Below are 18,881 nucleotides of genomic sequence, written 5' to 3' on the forward strand. Positions count from 1 at the left end.
ATTGACTTTTCTCAATCATTAACTTGTTCAACTTTACTCCATTCTGCTTCCTGAAGAGCCCTCCATAAAATTTTCCCACTTGCAGTAGTTGGAAATTTATCAATAAATTCGACGTATCTCGGATATTTATAGTTAGCCATATGCTCTTTAGACCAATCGATAATGTCATCCTCACTTACATTTCCTGAATAAAGAGGGTTTAGGATCACATATGCCTTTACTGTTTCGCCCCTTTTTTCATCAGGTTTACTAACAACACAAGCTTGTTGAATGGCCGGATGTTTATAAAGTAGGTTTTCCACTTCGGTTGGCCACACTTTAAAGCCTGATGCGTTAATCATCCTCTTAACACGGTCAACAATAAAATAGTACCCTTCATCATCAAACCGACCGATATCTCCTGTACGGAAAAATAGTTTTCCGTCCATTTCAATAAAGGCGTCATTTGTTTCTTCGGGTCGGTTAAAATATCCTTTAAATACTTGTGGTCCATTAACAACAATCTCACCAACCTCACCGACACCTAACTGTTTCATTGTTACCGGCTCGATAATTCTGGCGTCTACGTCAAATGATGGTATTCCAAGACATTGAAGTTTTGGTCGATCTGGCGGATTAAAATGTGTCTGAGCAATTGTTTCTGATAATCCATACCCTTCTACAAACTTTAAGCCTGTTAATTGGAATAACTGGTCTCCTACTGCTTCTGGAAGAGGAGCTCCACCACCTGCAATATTTACAAGAGACTTGATGTGATCTATATTTAAATTTGGATTTGCTAAAAAGTCAATCAGCATTGTACTAATATTTACCCAATGGGTACATTGATAGTGTTCAATCAGTTTGCATGCATGGTTTCGATTCCATCTTGTTAGCAATACCATACTTGAACCAGTAAGAATCGGTGTATGCATTCCATGAACCATTCCTGTTACATGGAATAGAGGTAAAGTTGAAAAGCTAACGGCATTTGCAGAAATATTCATCCAAACGGCAGATCCTACTACATTTGCTTGTACCGTTTTATGTGTGTGTACACAGCCTTTTGGTAAACCTGTTGTTCCTGAAGTATATGGAAGGACTGCAACATCATCTGATTTACCTTCATATAGTGACGGGGTAAGCTGTGTTTGTATTGCATCCTCCCAATAAAATAAATTTTCGTTTTGATAGATTTTCTTTATCTCAGTTATTTCAACGGTTAAATCGGAAACTAAAGGAATGGTTGGTAAGTATTCAGAGTAAACTGCAACTATTAAATTCTCTAATCCAGTTGTAGCTTTTAAAGGTTCAATTTGAGGGGTGAGTTCTTGGCCAATGATTGCGGTTTTAATTTCACAATCATTTATGTAAAATTCAAGTTCATCAGTGGTGTTCATCGGGTTAATTGGTACTACAATTCCTCTTACTCTTAATATTGCATAAAAGGCGATGACATATTGGGGTGAGTTTTGCATATAAAGCATTACACGTTCACCAGGAGATATTTCTAACCTTTGTTCAAGATAACCTGCCAAGTGATCAACCTCTTCAAGAAGTTGCTTGTACGTTGTTGAAGCGCCATAATACTCTATTGCAGTTTTATTTGGATACCTTTTTGCCGAAACGACTAAATTATCATAGAGTGTTGTCTCAGGTAAAGTTAAAGATTTAGAAACCCTTTTTGGCCAATACGCAAAATGTGAAGTACTCATAAATTTTCCCCTCCGCTTATGTACCTAATTTTAAATTAAGTTTTAATACTTACAGCTATTTCTTGTATTATGAAATTTTTGGCATAAAAAAATTTAGGGCATTTATTCATTTACATTATTTGAAAGTATATTTGCAAAATGGGGCAATTGCTAAGTTTCGTGTGGAAAGAAAAAATGGAATAGATAATGGAATAGTAAACAATGATCATAATCAACTTTAGACCTTATTATAATGGAAAACCTTAAATGAATAAATAGTTTTTAGAAAATTTAAAAAACACTCAGTTTATCTGAGATATTTGATTTGAGTATCCAATTTTTTTAAGTAAAATTACATACTTTACCACTTTTCTATGTCTCAATTAAAACAAGTGAGGTGTTTGTATATGAGAATTGGATTAATCGGTTTAGGAGATATAGCTGCGAAGGCCTATCTACCGGTCCTTTCTGAAAAAGAAAAGATTGAGTTGGTGCTATGTACAAGAAGTAATAAAACACTAGACCATTTATCAGAAAAATATCGAATCAATGAAACAGTTAATACAGTAGATGAATTGTTAGAAAAGAATATTGATGCAGCATTTGTTAGTACAGCAACGGAAGCTCATTATATGATAACGAAAAAGTTATTATTAAATGGTATAAACGTTTATATTGATAAACCTATTTCAATGAATTTCAAAGAGACTGAACAAATTGTAAATCTAGCCAAAGAACAAGGAAAAATAGCGATGGTTGGATTCAATAGACGATTTACCCCTAGAGTAAAAGAGCTTACTCTGCATGGAAAGGCTAGCTTAATAATCATGCAAAAAAATAGATTTAACTTTCCTGAATATACTAGAAGATTTGTTGTAGAGGATTTTATTCATGTGGTGGATACACTCAGGTATTTACTGTCCACTAATGTAGTTGATTTAAAAGTCAATTTCTTAAAGAAAGATAATATGCTCGAACACCTAGTCATCCATCTTATAGGTGAGGGATGCACCGCTATTGGAATAATGAACAGAAACAACGGTGTTACCGAAGAAATTATTGAATATATGACACCACAAAATAAATATGTAGTGAGTAGTTTAGTCGAAACAACCCATTATCATAATAAAGAAATCAATATTACAAAATTTGGTGATTGGGAACCAACCTTATACAAACGTGGGTTTTACCAAATTGTTGATCACTTTCTTGACTGTGTAAAACAGAATAAACCCCCAGACCCTTCAATAAATGATTCCTTAATCACTCATGAAATTTGTGAAAGAATCGTTCAGTATATTGATTCTAATTCATATTAAATAAAAAACCCGAATAGTAGACTGCAGAGGTCTAATTATTCGGGTTATATTTGTTATTTATTCTTGTTCAGCCATTGCATCCTTCGGAGTACCGAATAAATACGTAAGAACGAAACCACCAGCATAACCAGCAAGTAATCCGATCACATATTTAAGCCACATTCCGTGCGCAATAAGTGGAACTAACGCTAAGCCTGAAGGACCAATTGCAATTGCTCCAATATTACCAAACATTCCAATTACTGCCCCTCCAATACCACCACCGATACATGCAGTGATAAATGGACGACCAAGAGGTAATGTAACACCATAAATTAATGGTTCACCAATACCTAAAATACCTACTGGAAGAGCACCTTTTATCATATTTGATAATGATTTATTCTTTTTGCAACGTAACCATAATGCTAATGCTGCACCAACTTGTCCAGCACCTGCCATTGCAAGAATTGGTAATAATTCTGTAGCACCAGTTGTATTAATTAATTCGATATGAATTGGAGTTAATACTTGATGTAAACCTAACATTACTAATGGTAAGAATCCCATACCTAATATAAATCCTGCAAAAATACCGCCTTTTGCAATAATCCAGTTAATTGAGCCAATTAAGTTATCAGAAATAAATCCTGCAAATGGCATGATAAAGAAAATTGTAAGCAAACCTACTACTAATAAAGCAATCATTGGTGTAATAATAATATCTAAAGAATCTGGAATAACTTTACGTAATTGTTTTTCTAAAAGTGATAATAAATAGACTGCAAGTAGTACTCCAATAATACCACCTTGACCTGGAGCTAATGGATCACCATTAAAGATATTTTTAATTGGTTGATCAGGAAGCATACCTGTTAAAAGTGTTATCCCACCAATTACTCCACCAAGGGATGGTGTCGCCCCGAATTCCTTCGCTGCGTTAATACCAACATAAATCGCTAAATAAGCAAAAATTGCGTTTTTAATTACATTTAAAACTGTAACATATTGTGACCAAGTTGCTGCGTCTAGGTTTTGAGCAGTAATATTGTTTGATAAAATCGAAGCAATACCAGCAATTAAACCTGCACCAACGAATGCTGGAATTAATGGAATAAAGATATTACCGACTTTTCGTAAGAAATTTTTAAAAGGTGTGTTATTTTTCTTTTTTAATTCAGCTTTAAGATCTGAACCCTTTTCTTGTAAAGCTACTGACGAAGTTCCTTGTTTTCCTGAAGAGCTGTTTTTCAGTTGACCAAATTGTTCTGCAACTTTAGTTACTGTACCAGGACCTAAAATGATTTGGTAAGTCTCATCATCAACAGTTCCCAAAACCCCGTTAATTTTTTTAACTTGATCTTCATTGATTAAATTACGATCAGCAACATTAACACGAAGTCTTGTCATACAGTTTGTAAATGAAACTACATTATCAGTACCGCCGATTGCATCAGCGATTTCAGAAGCTAATCTTTGATATTTATCCATCTTCTACTCCCCCAACTATTTTTATTTTTGTATTGCTTTTCGAACAAATCCTTCTGATTTTTTCAATTGCTCCATTGCTTGCTCATAACTAAATCCAGTGAGAATCATAACGATTGCTACTTTTGGACTTTGATTCGACTTCGTTAAATACTCTTCTGCAATTTCGTACGTACAGGATGTTGCTTCCATTACAATACGCTTTGAACGCTCAACTAGTTTTTCATTTGTTGATTGAACATCAACCATTAAGTTACCGTATACTTTTCCAATACCAACCATTGATGCTGTAGATAGCATATTACATACTAATTTTTGAGAAGTACCTGCTTTTAATCTAGTTGAACCAGTTAATACTTCAGGTCCATTAACAACTTCAATTGCTATTTCTGCCTCTTGACCGATCTTTGAGCCCTTGTTACAACTAACCGCTACAGTAGAAGCACCAATTTCTTTAGCGAATTTTAAGCCTCCAATAACATAAGGTGTACGCCCACTTGCTGCAATTCCAACTACAATATCATTTTTACTTAACTTAATTTCCTTTAAATCTTCAATTGCAAGTTCTTCGCTATCCTCAGCGCCTTCAACTGCTTTTATAAAAGCTTTTTCTCCACCTGCAATTAACCCTACTACCTCTTCTGGGCTTGTTCCAAATGTAGGAGGACATTCAACTGCGTCTAAAAGTCCAATTCGGCCACTTGTGCCTGCACCTATATAAATCAAGCGACCTCCACTTTTGAAAGCAGTTACAATTTTTCCAACAGCTTTAGAAATATTAGGAATTTCATTTCGAACGGCAGCGGCAACCTTTGCATCCTCTTCGTTCATTACGGTTAAAAATTCTTCTATAGACATTTCATCTAAATTCATTGTTTTTTCATTTCTTGTTTCGGTTGTTAAATTCTCAAGCATGTTTGCTTCACCTCAAGTAATTTTTTAAAAGTAAATTTAATTTCATACATATTATAACTATTTTTGAAATAAAATTTCAACACTAAAATTCATAAGGAAAAAATTTCATATTATTAATCCGTATTTTCGTTCAAATAAATGACATATTTATAAATCCACTACTTCCAATTTTTCTTTTAAAGATGCTTAAATTTTATAATCTGTACATTAATTTGTTTGGCAAAAAAGTTTAAGCTCAATTTACAATTTCAAAACATAATTAATAAACTATTGTGGTACTTTAAACCTATGTATTTAAACTATGTTTGTTAATCTGATGACAACTTAACTAAAATACAATTCATTTTACAGATGAAAAGACAACATCCTCCATATGATTAAGGATATTTATGTCACTTAACTAGGGGTATACAATGAAAAGGTTTATACAGTTTTATAAAAATTTTTCGTTAGTGGAGAAAAGCGCACTTCTCTGCTTTCTCTTACCTCCCGTAGGTATATCATTGCTATTGATCATCGGGCTTCGTACACTCTATACTCAATGGTTTATTAATAAACGGTTTATTTATTCGTTTAGTTCGTACTTTTTCTTATGTCTACTAATATCTACTATTGGTGCTGCCCTTTTAATTAGAAATTTATTATTTTTATTGGTCAGTATCATGATTCTTGGTTACTGGGGAATATATTGTAGGATTTTAGTAACTGAGAAAGGCCAATTATTTCAGAGGTTTCGAATGATAATAATCTTTGGAGGTGTATATAGTTGTGTAATTGGATGGATATCCAAATGGTTACTATTTCCTAAAACTGTTGGATATTTATTAGGGACAGTGCTTTTTGGAGAAGTTGAACCAAAGAATTTTAACCGTCTAATTGGTTGTGCATATAATCCCAATTTTACTGTGTTTATTTTATTAATCGCTATTTCTTTTCTCTTTGCCAGTCTACTTTCTAGTCTAGAAAGGAAACACTATTTTAGCTTAGCGTGGCAACTTCCGATCCAACTACTACTTAGTTATGGCATTTATCTTACGGGTTCTAGAGCTGGCTTTGCGACGATGCTTCTCATTTATTTACTTTTTATCTTCCGACTTAATCGAATCTTTTTCTTTGTTTGTTCAACCATCGGACTATTCTTTTTGAAATGGTTGCTCTATATAATGCCAAGAGCCGATTCAGTTATTCAAGCAGGGCATAAAAGGTTGGACATTTGGAAAAACGCATATACCATATGGGAAAATCACCCATTCTTTGGTGTGACACCGATCGGATTTGGTCAAGAATATATAATACAATATGGTCATTTCATCCCCCATGCACATAATTTATTGCTGGGTATGTTTGCGGAATACGGAACATTAGGAGGATTAGCTTTTATAACATTAATTAGTATAAATATTGTAAAATGCATTCACTTATTCTTTTTTGAGCGCAGTAAAAAATGTTTTTTTAACAGTTTTTTACTCGGCCTACCAATTATTTTGTTTACAGGTGTATTTGATGAGCCTGTATTCTCTCCACAAATCGGTTTCCTCACGGTCATACTGCTTGGGTGTTGGGATCGGTATTCGAAACGTATGCAATTTAATATCGAGATTTCAGCAATTCAAGGCAAATTTATTAGCGTTTATGGGAGTACGGCTAGGTTAGTTATTAGTTCATACTTGATTTTGCATTATTTAAAATCGAAGTTTATTAGTAATAAGTACTAAAAAGACCCCTACAACTTGTTAGGGGTCTCAGACTGTTGACAAACGCTTGCTTTCTTCGTTGCTTCGCCTGTCTGCGGGGCTCATTACCGCGTAAGGGTAACTTACGCGCCTCGAAAGACAAGCGCTTGCAATCAGTCTGAAAATCTTTTTTTAATACTTTGTCTACACACTTAGACCCCTATGACTAGATATGGGCCTCTTTTGTTAGTTATGATATTTTTTTCGTAACTTGCACTTCTACTGCCACATCTCGTTTTGTTAAGAATAAATTTAAAATAATTGCAGTTAATGAACCTGTTACAATTCCATTTTGCATTAACATTTTTAAAAAATCAGGTAGTTGGTCGAACATTTGTGGAAGTGTTGCTGAACCTAAGCCTACTGCTATACTACAGGCTGCGATTAATAGGTTTTCTCCTTTACCTAAATCGACCTCTGAAAGAATTGATATCCCGGCAGCTGCGACAGATCCGAACATAACAATCATAGCACCTCCAAGAACGGCATTTGGAATAACTGTCGTTAAAGCTGCTAGTTTAGGTAATAGTCCAAGAACAACCATGATACTTCCTGCAGCATAAATAACTTCCCTAGACTTAACTTTTGTAAGTGAGATTAAACCAACATTTTGTGAAAATGCTGTGTACGGAAATGCATTAAAAATACCACCAAGCATAATTGCAAGACCTTCTGAACGTAATCCATTTACAATCTGATCCTGTTTAACCTTTTGGTTAGTCGCTTTTCCGACTGCGAAATAGACTCCAGTTGATTCAACCATACTAACGATGCAAACGATAATCATTGTGATAATAGCTGTAATACTGATTTTTGGTGCTCCGAAATAGAATGGTTGAGCGATACTAAACCACGATGCTTCTGATACACTTGAAAAGTGAACGATTCCCATTGCATAGCCGGCAATTGTTCCTACAACCAATCCAACAAGTACGGAAATTGTACGGAAAAATCCTTTAGCCCATCTGTTAATGACTAAAATTACGATAAGTGTAAGAAGGGCTAGTAATAAATTGTGTACTTGACCGAAGTCTGGACTCCCTTGGCCACCCGCTGCATTATTCATAGCTACTGGAATTAGAGAAAGTCCAATAATCGTTACAACTGATCCAGTTACAATTGTAGGGAAAAATTTTAAAAGCTTGCCATAAAAAGGGGCAGCTAATATTACAAAGATCCCAGAAATGATTATTGCACCGTATGCTGTTGGTAAATTTGAAGAGGATGCAATTGCAATGATCGGACCTACCGCCGTAAAAGTACATCCTAAAACGACTGGCAATCTGCTACCAATATATTTCGTCCCCATGCTTTGCAGGATTGTTGCGATACCGCAAGTAAATAAATCTGCTGCTATTAGATAAGCGATCTGAGTTGGCGTAAGTTTAAGCGCGCCACCTATTATAAGAGGTACAACAACTGCACCTGCATACATAGCCATGACGTGTTGAAAACCTAATGTAAATGCTTTTTGTTTACTTAACAATCTGATTCTCTCCCTTGTCATTGCTTTAATTTATAAAATTGATTGGCGTACAGTTATTACTCTTTATAAAACAAAAAAGGACAGGTTCCACTTGAGTATGTTTCTCTCAAGTGAAACCTGTCCTTCTGGGTTTTTATCCCTAATGGTGTAGCACATGCTAGTGCCCACATCGCTCGGACCAGCCATTTTACATATACAATAATGCGGAACCCTAGATGTGCTTTCACTCATAGTCGGTCGATTATATTGGTCGTCCGGTAGAAACTTATGGGCCATATCCCCATGATTATATGAGTTATTTATATATTTGTACCTTGATTATGTTACACATGCTATTCGATATTTTCAAGTAGAAAATGCAGGAAAAGGTGCTCCATTAGAAAAAAATTAATGGAATACCTTCTATTATGTTCTACGCATATAAGCTTTTACAGTTAGTGGTGCAAAAATTGCTACAATTACAGCAGCTCCAATAAGTGAAATGATTAGATCTGAACCAGCAGTTCCTGTGTTCGTGAGATTTCTTACAGCAGTGATCAGATGAGAAATTGGGTTTATTTTTACAAACCATTGTAGCCAATTTGGCATTGTATCGACCGGTACAAAGGCATTTGAAAGGAATGTTAATGGAAATAGTGCTAGCATAGAAATCCCTTGTACACTTGACGCTGTACGTGCAATTACTCCAAAAAAAGCAAAAATCCAGCTAATTGCCCATGAACAGACAATTACAAGTAGTCCAGCTAAAACGACATAGCCTAATCCACCTTCAGGGCGATATCCCATTATATACCCCATCGTGAAAGTAAGAACGGTAGCGATTGTATAACGTATCGTATCCGCCAATAAGGCTCCGGCCAGTGGTGCAATTCGTGCAATTGGTAGCGACTTGAATCGATCGAATACACCTTTATCCATATCTTCACGCAATTGTACACCTGTAACAATCGAAGTAGTAATGACAGTCTGTACTAGGATTCCGGGTATGATTACCGGTAAATAACTCTTAACATCCCCAGAGATTGCTCCACCAAAGATATAAGTAAACATTAGTGTAAAAATAATAGGTTGTAACGTAACATCAAATAATTGTTCTGGTGTACGCTTTATTTTTAATAGACCACGATAAGCCATCGTAAATGAGTTTTTTACTGATTGACTAAAGCTAGTTTTATTTTTTAACTCACGATAAGCAGCTGGTTTTATTGAAGTGCTCATACCCTTACTCCCTCCATTTCTTTTGTTTTATCTGACTCCTTTGATCCATCATTATCTACGCTGTTACCAGTAATCGTAAGGAATACTTCATCAAGAGTCGGCTTTTGCACACTCATTTCAGCTAAATGAATACCTTCATCACGTAAGGCGATTAGTAGGTCGGTTACTCGGTCAGCATCCGCCATAGGAGCAGTAATCTTTCCTTCTTCTAATGTGATATTGGATTTTACTTTTAGTACATGTTCTACTGTCTGACGCGCCTTTTGAACATCCCTTATATCTTGGATTTTTAATTGTAACGATGAACTTCCAACTGAAGCTTTCAATTCATCAACTGTACCTTCCGCAACTACATGGCCACGATCTATTACTGCAATTCGATCAGCTAGTTCATCCGCCTCTTGAAGATATTGTGTTGTTAATAAAACTGTTGAACCTTCTTTTACTAAACGACGAATAGTATCCCACATTTGATTTCTTGTACGAGGGTCTAAACCAGTTGTCGGCTCATCTAAGAAGATAAGTGGTGGCTGAGCAATTAAACTTGCAGCTAAATCTAATCTACGACGCATTCCACCTGAGAAGTTTTTCAATGGGCGCTTCGCTGCTTCCGTTAAGCCAAATTCCTCTAATAAATCAGCTGCTTTCTTTCGTGATTCCGCTCTACCTAGACCTAGTAATCTTGAGAATATAATAAGATTCTCTGTAGCACTTAGTGACTCATCTACTGAGGCATACTGACCAGTAACGCCAATTAATTGACGCACAATTTGAGCCTCTTTTAAAACATCATGTCCGAATATGCGTGCAGTACCTGCGTCTTGTCTAAGTAGTGTAGCCAGCATTCTAATTGTCGTTGTTTTCCCCGCGCCATTTGGACCAAGTACACCGTAAATACTTCCAGCACGAACGTTTAAATCCACTCCATCAACCGCACGATTTTCACCAAATAGTTTAACTAAACCACTCGCTTCTACAGCCAAATCTCCATTATTTGGGGTAATTATTTTTTTATTTAAATAGTCCAATTTACTTCCTCCTTTACGACTTATTACAAGATGAATATATCGACTAATTATGAATTAAGTATGAACTTTAAATAAAAATTATCTTTACGAATCGGTACAAGCTAGAGAAACTAGTCGTTCACTCTAAAAGCAAAAAACTTCCCTTAATTTACGTAAGGGAAGTTTTTAAAGTTAATCGTGAGCGATCGTCTGATTTAATAGTAGAAACTCTGAATTTATATTATGCAAAAAAGGAGTCGCTTCGCCTAAGCTATATAAATGCAACTGATGCATTGCTCTTGTACAAGCAGTATAGAATAGTCTCCGTAAACGCTCATCTCCATAAACTTGAGCTGATGCATCATAAATAATTACTGCATCGAATTCAATTCCTTTTGCCAAATATGCAGGAATAATGACTACACCTTGTTCATATTCAACTGAGTTTCTCTTCACGAGCTTGATTCCTTCTACATTCTTTAAAGCTTCATATGCCTCTAAACTTTCTTCTGCAGATTTGCAAATGACAGCAATTGTATTAAATTCACCTTTCTTTAAGTCTTCAATTTTAGTTGCAATATGACTATGCAAATCTTCTCGATTAGATATCTGCGTTAACACAGGCTTATCTCCAACTCGTTCAAAAGGCGTAATTAGATCGCCTCCAGGTATGAGCCTACGTGTGAACTCTACAATTGGTTTTGTTGATCTGTAACTGCGTGTTAGATTGATTACTTTTGTTTCATCTGACCCATATAAGCCTTTAAGGACATTAAAATCTCCCATTTCACTGGCATGCGCAAAGATCGCCTGATTAAAGTCACCTAGAACGGTCATCTTTGCAGAAGGAAACAATCTCTTCAAAAACTCAAATTGGAAAGGAGAATAATCTTGAGCTTCATCTACAAGTACAAATTTAATGGTAACATTTGATTGGAATCCTTGAACCAATTCTTTTAAAAGTAAATACGGTGTAGCATCCTCATAAAACAATTTGCCTTCATCTAACATATTTAATGTTAACTGACATATGTCCTCCCAATTCTCAGGTGTATTCCCTTCAATCCATTGTTCAATTTGAGTTGGATTGGAAAATAACTGTTTATATACACTCTTTATGTCAATGAAACGTAATCCTCGAACCCATTCACGTAGTGGCTTTAGTTTTTTACGAACGACCATTCGACCTAATACTTTAGTTTGTTGTTCGTAGTCATCGAATGAGTCCTCTTTAGATTGTTTTTTCTGTAGGTACTTATATGCTTTTTGATAATCATCTTTGCTGAGTAACTCGATTTCGTCTTGTACCCAGGTTTTTTTCAATTCTAGCTTTTCCAATTCATTGATTTGTTTGTTTAACCATTCCGTCAACTTCTCTAATCGATTATTAAATTTTAAAGAAGTGTCGGTGCTATAAAATCTTTCATATATTTGTTTAGCTGTAACGACTGGTTTGCCTCTAAATTTAAATCCCCGAAAGACCATTCCCGATAATTCCAATGATTGTCTGTATGCCTTAATCGTTTCAAAGAAATGAGTTGAAGCTTTAAATCGAATGCTTGAAGTTCTAGTCTTATAGGAAGGATCATCTATAGCAGTTAGCACATATTCTAATTGCTCATAATTATCTTCAACTTGAAACGCATCACTTAGCCTATGAACTAAATACTCTTGGAATGTAACTTGCTGCATATTTTCTTCGCCTAGTTCAGGTAAAACTCTCGATACGTAGTTATTAAACATTGCATTAGGAGAAAATAAGATAATTTGATCTGCTTTTATCCAATTTCTATATTTGTAGAGCAAATAGGCAATCCTTTGTAAAGCTGCCGATGTCTTTCCGCTACCGGCCGCCCCTTGAACAATCAGTAATCTACCTTTGTCATAACGAATAATCTGATTTTGTTCCTTTTGAATGCTGGCTACTATGCTTCTCATATGCTTGTTTGTACCTTTACCTAGCACATGCTGCAAAATCTCATCACCTATAGTGAGACTTGTATCGAACATTGATTCAATTACACCGTTACGTATAATGTATTGCCATTTTTGGTCTAATACTCCATTTACTTTTCCCCCAGGTGTATCATACTCAGCAGGGCCTGGTGGATAATCATAGTAAACACTCGAAACTGGGGCCCTCCAATCATAAACTAAAATATTCTCTCCAGTTTCATCCATTAGAGTTGAAACGCCAATATAAATACGCTCCGTTTCAGACATACCTTCTTCTGTAAAATTAATGCGACCAAAATAAGGAACTTCTTTCATCCGACGAAGTGCTGATAATCGGTTTGAAGATTGCTTATGATTAATTTGTCCGATCGCCAAAAGTTGAGATTGTTGTCTTAAACTAATAACCGTCTCTAAATAGTCATCAAAGCTATCCGTATTAACTTTAACCTCATCCCAAAAGTTTTTACGAACATTGATGACTTCGTTTCTGCGTTGGGCTGTTTCTTCTGTTAGTTTACTAATTTTGTCCGTAATTAGATCTAGTACAGCATTTACTCTTACTTGTTCTTTTTGAAGTTCGTTGTTCATTTCATGCACTCCTTTAAAAGATAAAAATGGGGGTTGACTCAAGAGGATTTGTATAGTAAAATTAAAGTAGGGAAAATATGACCTCTATGTTATTACCGATGTATATACTGTATTAATCTACCACGTTTTTTTCTTTTAGGCAATAGTCCTCGTTCGAAATCATCACTATTTCATCTCAATTACAAAATTTCTACTCAAAAAGCAAAATGACCCACCCTAAAATGATCATTTAATCACTTATAGTAAGGTCATCCTTATTATTTATTAATTTCTTCTATACATACTTCAATTAGTTACCTTTTATTAAATTTTACCTCTTTATTAAAATACCTTATTTTATTTATGATCATTCCTAAATACAAATTCCCCATTCACAATGGTAGCTTGAACATTAAACTTACGATCAATTAAGACGATATTTGCCTTTTTCCCACACTCTATGCTTCCAACTTCATGATCAATTTTAAGTAATTTCGCTTGATTAAGACTGACCATCGGTAAAATAGATTCTAAAGGCAACCCTAAAACGTCTTTTACATTTTTTAAACACTCCATTAAATTAGTCGTGCTTCCTGCTAAAGAGCCTGTTTCTACTGTTCGAGCAATTTTATTTTCCACTTTAACATCCAATGTACCAAGCGTATAGGATCCATCTGATAAATCTGCAGCTGCCATTGAATCACTTATTAAAAAAATACGTTCTGTCCCTTTTGCTTTGTAAAGTAGCTTAATTGCTCCAGGGTGGACATGCTGTAAATCTGCTATACATTCACAATAGCATTGATCATTTGTTAGAACAGCACCAAGACATCCAGGATCACGATGATTAAATCCCCTCATGCCGTTAAAAGTATGAACAGAAATTCTTGCCCCATGTTCAATTGCGTTATTTGTATTGTCATAGTCTGCATTTGTATGACCCATAGATACGTGAATTCCTTTATCTGTTAGCAATTTAATAGCTTCCTCTGCATGCTCTTTTTCTGGAGCTATAGTGATCACTTTAACCGTATTATTGGAAACCTTTATTAGTTCAATTAACTCATCAGTATTTAGTTCACGAATATACTTGACCGGATGAGCACCACGATGCTCAGTTGTGATATATGGACCTTCTACATATGAGCCAATGATTTCCGCTCCTTCTGTCTGTCCCATCGCTTCACTTACGATTATTACAGCTTTTTTAATTTTTTCGAAATCATGAGTTAGTGTAGTTGGCAAAAATCCCGTAACTCCATGACGTGCAAGTGACATAGACATTTCTTGTAATGAATGGATACTACCATCCATCGTGTCATTTCCAGCAATTCCATGAATATGTAAATCAATCATGCCTGGAATGGCTACAAAACTAGAATAATCCAAAATTTCACAGATAGGTTTATTCGTTGTTACGCCATTGATTTTTCCGTCGTTAATCAGTATATAGCCAGTTTCGATTACTTTATCGGGTATATAAACTTTTTCTACCTTAATTGCTTTCATAACATTTCCCCCTCTATTGTTCGCAGGAATACTTTTTCTTAAAGAACAATAGGCAACATCTAAATAGGATGCTGCCTGCTTGCTTAAAACTTACACGTGTAAGTAGTTTAATTTTTTTAAAGTTAAGTAACATGCTCCATACAGCCCGGCATCATTCCCAAGAATCGAAGGAAATACGGTTGTTTCTTGATGATAAATTGGCATGGTTTCCTTTTTAATCTCAGAGTTGATGTCTTGAATAAATCGGTCCCCCTGCTCTGCAATTCCTCCCCCGATAATAATTGCCTCTGGGTCCAGAAGATGGACTATATTTGTAAGACCAATGCTTATATAATGGATAAACTTTTTATATACGTCAGTAGCAATTGAATCGCCTTCTTCTACTAGAGCCAAGATTTTTTCTCCAGAGATTTTCTCCATAACTTCACCATTTTTGTTCTTTTCATCAATAAAATCACCTACTAAGGCTGAAGTAGCAGCATATCTTTCAAAGCACCCTCTCCGTCCGCATCCACAAGAACGCCCGTTATTTATGATGACAGTATGGCCTAGTTCACCAGCTAAATGACGAGATCCGCTTACAATCTTCCCATCTATGATAATAGAGCTTCCAATACCTGTTCCTAATGTTAGAAAAACTACATCTTTCTTCCCTTGAATTGCACCTTTCCACATTTCACCGATGCAAGCACTTTTTACATCATTTTCTACACTAATTGGTAAATGAAATAAATTAAAAAGTATCTCGCCCAGTTTCATTCCTGAATAGTCGGGTATATTGTTGGAAAATAAAATTTCACCTGTTTCATGATTTACAAGACCACATGTGGAGATTCCGATTCCTGCTATTAAAAAATCCTTTTGGAGCTTTTTTACTTTTTCAGCTAAAAGTTCAGGAAGCTGCTTTTGTATATTTCTTTTTGGTGTTGGTACCTTATCTTTGTAAACCATTTGCCCATCACGACTTATTAGTCCAAATTTGATAAATGTACCCCCGATATCAAAACAGACTATATTTTCCATCTTCATCGCCCCCTGTTAACTCCTTCACCTTAATGAGATTAAAATAATGTTGAACTTTTGTTAATTCAACTGATCCAGTCCGCTCTGAGGCAGCATTTGATATTCCGCAGGCACATGACCACTTTAAAATATTTTCAATTGAATAACCTTTCGAATGAGCAAAGGTAAAGCCTGCAAGCATGCTATCCCCTGATCCAATTTGGTGTACATCTGTCAAAGTTGGAATAACGGCCTGCAGTGTAATGTTTTTGCTAATTAAAAGAGCACCTTCTTTTCCTAAAGAAAGTAAAATGTATTGGATACCTTTTTGACAAATTTCTCGGGCGTGCCAGATCATATCCTCTATTGATAATTGGTTTAACCCAATCAACTTGCAAAACTCTTCTCTGTTCGGCTTAATTAAAAAAGGCTTCCCCTTTATGCCATGGGATAGTGATTCTCCACTTGAATCTAAAAGAAAATACTTCCCTTTTTGTTTTGTTTTTTCTATTAGGTCTCTATAAAAATCAGAGTTGATCCCATATGGCAAGCTGCCAGATCCTACAATATAGTTATTTGATTCTAGAATGGTATCAAAATTTTTCAAAAATTCTTCTCTTTCATTCTCCAATATCTCTGGCCCTTGTTCAAGAATTTCTGTATGACCTTCTTTCGATTCAATTGCTAAACAAAATCTTGTTTCACCTTTTATTTCTACAAAACGATTAATTAAATTGTAATTTTGAAGCTGAGCAGCTATCCACTCGCCACTTTTTCCACCTAAAAATCCGGTACAAGTAACTTTAACCCCTAACTGAGATAATACACGTGAAACGTTAAGCCCTTTTCCACCTGCTGTTTTATCCACAGCTGTAACACGATTAACGTCATCTATGTGAAAGTCGGGAAGATTATACCGAATATCAATAGCTGGGTTTAATGTAATTGTAGCAATCATTTTTCTAACCCCGATTCATACTACCGCACATTTTAATTTTATCAGCAACGACTATTTTCATTTCTCTTACTGCATCTTTAAAATAATATCTAGGGTCATTGGCATCTGGATGTTCTTTTAAGTAACCACGTAATCCATTAGCAAAAGCTATTTTTAATTCAGTAGCAATATTTACTTTACATATTCCATTTTTAATCGTTTTTTGTACTAATTCATCAGGTAAGCCCGAAGCTCCATGTAGAACTAGAGGAATATCAACTTCTTTTTGGATTGCACTTAATCGTTCAATATCTAATTTAGGTTCTCCTTTATAAAGACCATGAGCCGTTCCAATGGCAACAGCTAACGAATCGATTCCTGTTCTTGAGACAAATTCTTTAGCTTGTGCTGGATTTGTATAAATTTGATCTTTTACATCCACTTCAAGATCATCTTCTACCCCACTTAGTCGACCAAGCTCCGCCTCCACTGCAACTCCAAACGAAGAAGCATAATCGACTACTTCACGAACAATTCGAATATTTTCTTCAAAGTCATGGTGAGAGGCATCAATCATGACTGAATGGATTCCACTATCAATTAATGCTTTGATATTATCAACTTTTTCATGGTGATCCAAATGAAAACAAATTGGTATATCGTATCTTTTTTTTGCGGCCTCCATCATACTAATTAGAAACTCTTCTCCCATATAACTAACTGTACTTGGTGTAGCTGCGATCAAAACCGGCGAACGCAGCTCCTGAGCTGTTTCTAAAACTGTTTTCATTGTTTCTAAGTTATGAATATTAAATGCTGGAACTGCGTAGCCTTTGGTTTGTGCCTCTAAAAGAATCGTACTTCTTGATGTAATCAAGATAAATCTCCTCCATTCTTCGTATCATTTGTAAAAGGGTGAATCGTAACTCCTTTAACAACTCTGTTAACTACACCTAATGGGGAAGGGTTATCTGGAGAAAAGCCTAGATTAATAGATTTATACATAGCAAAAGTTTGTGCGTATAAGATAAAAGGGAAAGTTAGAAAAATATCATCACTAATTTTAGGAAGATCCACATGATAGAAAAGATCACTATATTCTTCAGCAACCTGATCCTTTAAAGATGAAATTGCTACTACTTTCCCTCGATTCGTTTCTTTGTAAATCTCTTCCAAAATGTCAAGATCATACTGTCTCGTATAAGGGTTACAAGATAAAAATACAAATACAACGGTATCCTTATCTAAAATGGACTTAGGGCCGTGTCTAAAACCTAATGAGGTATCAAAAGTTGATGGAATTGTCCCACCTGTTAACTCCAACAATTTTAATGATGCTTCTCTTGCCAATCCTTCAAAAACCCCTGATCCTAAATAAACAACTTTTTGAAAAGAGGAATTCGCCAGCTGTTTAATACTTTGCTCGCTCTCACTAATAATTGCATGACCAGCATGTATTAGTTCATCAACTTTCCTCTCCCAATTATGAACCTGATCAATATTGAAAAGCAGTAAAGCGGAGAAAAGCATAGTCGTAAAACTACTCGTCATGGCAAATCCTTGGTCATTTGCTTCTTCTGGCATATAGATGACTAAATGATTGTGATCATTTTTCTTCTTTTGAGCCAGTAGCCCATCTCGGTTACATGTAAAAACGATTCCATAAAAATCATCTATAACTTGTTCTCCTAAATGAATAGCAGCCAAACTCTCTGGACTGTTTCCTGAACGAGCAAATGAAATCATGATTGTTGGAAGGTCCTTGTTTAAATAAGAATATGGATTTGACACAATATTAGTCGTAGCAATACTTTCTACTGCAATTTTTTTGTTGTTAACGATTTGTTTTAAATAAGGAAGGACTGTATCACCAACAAATGCAGATGTACCTGCACCAGTTAAAATAATTCGTAACTGATCGTGTTTATTTTCAATGCTCTTTAAAAATGTAAGAATTCGGTCTCTATTAAATAAAAGAATATCCTTTGTTTCGTTCCATAATCTAGGTTGCTGGGCTATTTCTTTTGCTGTATGGCTCGCGCCAACATTCATTCTTTCATCTTCACTCGATTTTAATAGCTCCATATTTATT

At 35.3% G+C, this 18,881-nt stretch carries 14 protein-coding genes and 1 riboswitch; of the genes, 2 read left to right on the top strand and 12 right to left on the bottom strand.

The window, feature by feature from the left end; genetic code table 11:
- Window positions 1-11: 11 nt before the first annotated feature.
- Window positions 12-1,694, bottom strand: coding sequence for a long-chain fatty acid--CoA ligase (locus tag MY490_RS21735; protein WP_248267496.1), 1,683 nt, complete (start codon window positions 1,692-1,694; stop codon window positions 12-14).
- A gap of 386 nt (window positions 1,695-2,080) precedes the next feature.
- Between MY490_RS21735 and MY490_RS21740 the strand changes: the two genes are divergently transcribed.
- Window positions 2,081-2,992, top strand: coding sequence for a Gfo/Idh/MocA family protein (locus tag MY490_RS21740; protein ID WP_248267497.1), 912 nt, complete (start codon window positions 2,081-2,083; stop codon window positions 2,990-2,992).
- A 57-nt stretch (window positions 2,993-3,049) separates the two neighbouring features.
- Here MY490_RS21740 and MY490_RS21745 read toward each other — a convergent pair whose 3' ends face one another.
- Both MY490_RS21745 and murQ read right to left on the bottom strand, forming a co-directional pair.
- Window positions 3,050-4,462, bottom strand: coding sequence for a PTS transporter subunit EIIC (locus tag MY490_RS21745; RefSeq protein WP_248267498.1), 1,413 nt, complete (start codon window positions 4,460-4,462; stop codon window positions 3,050-3,052).
- Between the two features lie 21 nt (window positions 4,463-4,483).
- Window positions 4,484-5,374, bottom strand: coding sequence for an N-acetylmuramic acid 6-phosphate etherase (gene murQ / locus MY490_RS21750; RefSeq protein ID WP_248267499.1), 891 nt, complete (start codon window positions 5,372-5,374; stop codon window positions 4,484-4,486).
- A gap of 737 nt (window positions 5,375-6,111) precedes the next feature.
- Between murQ and MY490_RS21755 the strand changes: the two genes are divergently transcribed.
- Window positions 6,112-7,089: an O-antigen ligase family protein gene (locus MY490_RS21755; RefSeq protein WP_248267500.1), complete on the top strand. Its 978-nt coding sequence runs from the start codon at window positions 6,112-6,114 to the stop codon at window positions 7,087-7,089.
- 208 nt (window positions 7,090-7,297) lie between these two features.
- On the opposite strand, the gene MY490_RS21760 is transcribed toward MY490_RS21755, so the two are convergent.
- The 9 genes from MY490_RS21760 to MY490_RS21800 form a co-directional block, all read right to left on the bottom strand.
- Window positions 7,298-8,593 (bottom strand): nucleobase:cation symporter-2 family protein, encoded by a 1,296-nt coding sequence (locus MY490_RS21760; RefSeq protein WP_248267501.1) that lies wholly within the window; start codon window positions 8,591-8,593, stop codon window positions 7,298-7,300.
- A 210-nt stretch (window positions 8,594-8,803) separates the two neighbouring features.
- Window positions 8,804-8,907: riboswitch (purine riboswitch) on the bottom strand.
- A 91-nt stretch (window positions 8,908-8,998) separates the two neighbouring features.
- Entirely contained in the window at window positions 8,999-9,811 is an 813-nt protein-coding gene (locus tag MY490_RS21765) for an ABC transporter permease (RefSeq protein WP_091024940.1), read from the bottom strand.
- Window positions 9,808-10,839, bottom strand: a complete 1,032-nt coding sequence (locus MY490_RS21770) for an ATP-binding cassette domain-containing protein (protein WP_248267502.1) — start codon at window positions 10,837-10,839, stop codon at window positions 9,808-9,810. The genes MY490_RS21765 and MY490_RS21770 overlap by 4 nt, the downstream gene beginning before the upstream one ends.
- 171 nt (window positions 10,840-11,010) lie before the next feature.
- On the bottom strand, window positions 11,011-13,362 hold the full coding sequence (gene helD, locus MY490_RS21775) for an RNA polymerase recycling motor HelD (protein WP_248267503.1): 2,352 nt from the start codon (window positions 13,360-13,362) through the stop codon (window positions 11,011-11,013).
- Between the two features lie 336 nt (window positions 13,363-13,698).
- Window positions 13,699-14,850: an N-acetylglucosamine-6-phosphate deacetylase gene (nagA, locus tag MY490_RS21780; RefSeq protein ID WP_248267504.1), complete on the bottom strand. Its 1,152-nt coding sequence runs from the start codon at window positions 14,848-14,850 to the stop codon at window positions 13,699-13,701.
- Between the two features lie 90 nt (window positions 14,851-14,940).
- Window positions 14,941-15,873 carry an ROK family protein gene (locus tag MY490_RS21785; protein ID WP_248267505.1) on the bottom strand — a complete coding sequence of 311 codons (933 nt, stop codon included), beginning with the start codon at window positions 15,871-15,873 and terminating at the stop codon, window positions 14,941-14,943.
- A complete protein-coding gene (pfkB, locus tag MY490_RS21790; RefSeq protein ID WP_248267506.1) occupies window positions 15,851-16,810 on the bottom strand; it encodes a 1-phosphofructokinase in 960 nt (319 codons plus the stop codon). The genes MY490_RS21785 and pfkB overlap by 23 nt, the downstream gene beginning before the upstream one ends.
- A gap of 4 nt (window positions 16,811-16,814) precedes the next feature.
- Window positions 16,815-17,666 carry a tagatose-bisphosphate aldolase subunit GatY gene (gene gatY, locus MY490_RS21795; RefSeq protein ID WP_248267507.1) on the bottom strand — a complete coding sequence of 284 codons (852 nt, stop codon included), beginning with the start codon at window positions 17,664-17,666 and terminating at the stop codon, window positions 16,815-16,817.
- Window positions 17,663-18,874, bottom strand: a complete 1,212-nt coding sequence (locus MY490_RS21800; RefSeq protein WP_248267508.1) for an SIS domain-containing protein — start codon at window positions 18,872-18,874, stop codon at window positions 17,663-17,665. The genes gatY and MY490_RS21800 overlap by 4 nt, the downstream gene beginning before the upstream one ends.
- Window positions 18,875-18,881: the final 7 nt, after the last annotated feature.

The organism is Gottfriedia acidiceleris (genome assembly GCF_023115465.1).
GTDB lineage: Bacteria > Bacillota > Bacilli > Bacillales > Bacillaceae_G > Gottfriedia > Gottfriedia acidiceleris_B.

Excerpts from the sequence above, each read along its gene's own strand:
- MY490_RS21745 (WP_248267498.1), bottom strand. The coding sequence starts at position 4,462 with ATGGATAAATATCAAAGATTAGCTTCTGAAATCGCTGATGCAATCGGC.
- MY490_RS21800 (WP_248267508.1), bottom strand. The coding sequence starts at position 18,874 with ATGGAGCTATTAAAATCGAGTGAAGATGAAAGAATGAATGTTGGCGCG.
- MY490_RS21735 (WP_248267496.1), bottom strand. The coding sequence starts at position 1,694 with ATGAGTACTTCACATTTTGCGTATTGGCCAAAAAGGGTTTCTAAATCT.
- murQ (WP_248267499.1), bottom strand. The coding sequence starts at position 5,374 with ATGCTTGAGAATTTAACAACCGAAACAAGAAATGAAAAAACAATGAAT.
- MY490_RS21785 (WP_248267505.1), bottom strand. The coding sequence starts at position 15,873 with ATGGAAAATATAGTCTGTTTTGATATCGGGGGTACATTTATCAAATTT.
- MY490_RS21755 (WP_248267500.1), top strand. The coding sequence starts at position 6,112 with ATGATAATAATCTTTGGAGGTGTATATAGTTGTGTAATTGGATGGATA.
- MY490_RS21765 (WP_091024940.1), bottom strand. The coding sequence starts at position 9,811 with ATGAGCACTTCAATAAAACCAGCTGCTTATCGTGAGTTAAAAAATAAA.
- MY490_RS21740 (WP_248267497.1), top strand. The coding sequence starts at position 2,081 with ATGAGAATTGGATTAATCGGTTTAGGAGATATAGCTGCGAAGGCCTAT.
- pfkB (WP_248267506.1), bottom strand. The coding sequence starts at position 16,810 with ATGATTGCTACAATTACATTAAACCCAGCTATTGATATTCGGTATAAT.
- nagA (WP_248267504.1), bottom strand. The coding sequence starts at position 14,850 with ATGAAAGCAATTAAGGTAGAAAAAGTTTATATACCCGATAAAGTAATC.
- helD (WP_248267503.1), bottom strand. The coding sequence starts at position 13,362 with ATGAACAACGAACTTCAAAAAGAACAAGTAAGAGTAAATGCTGTACTA.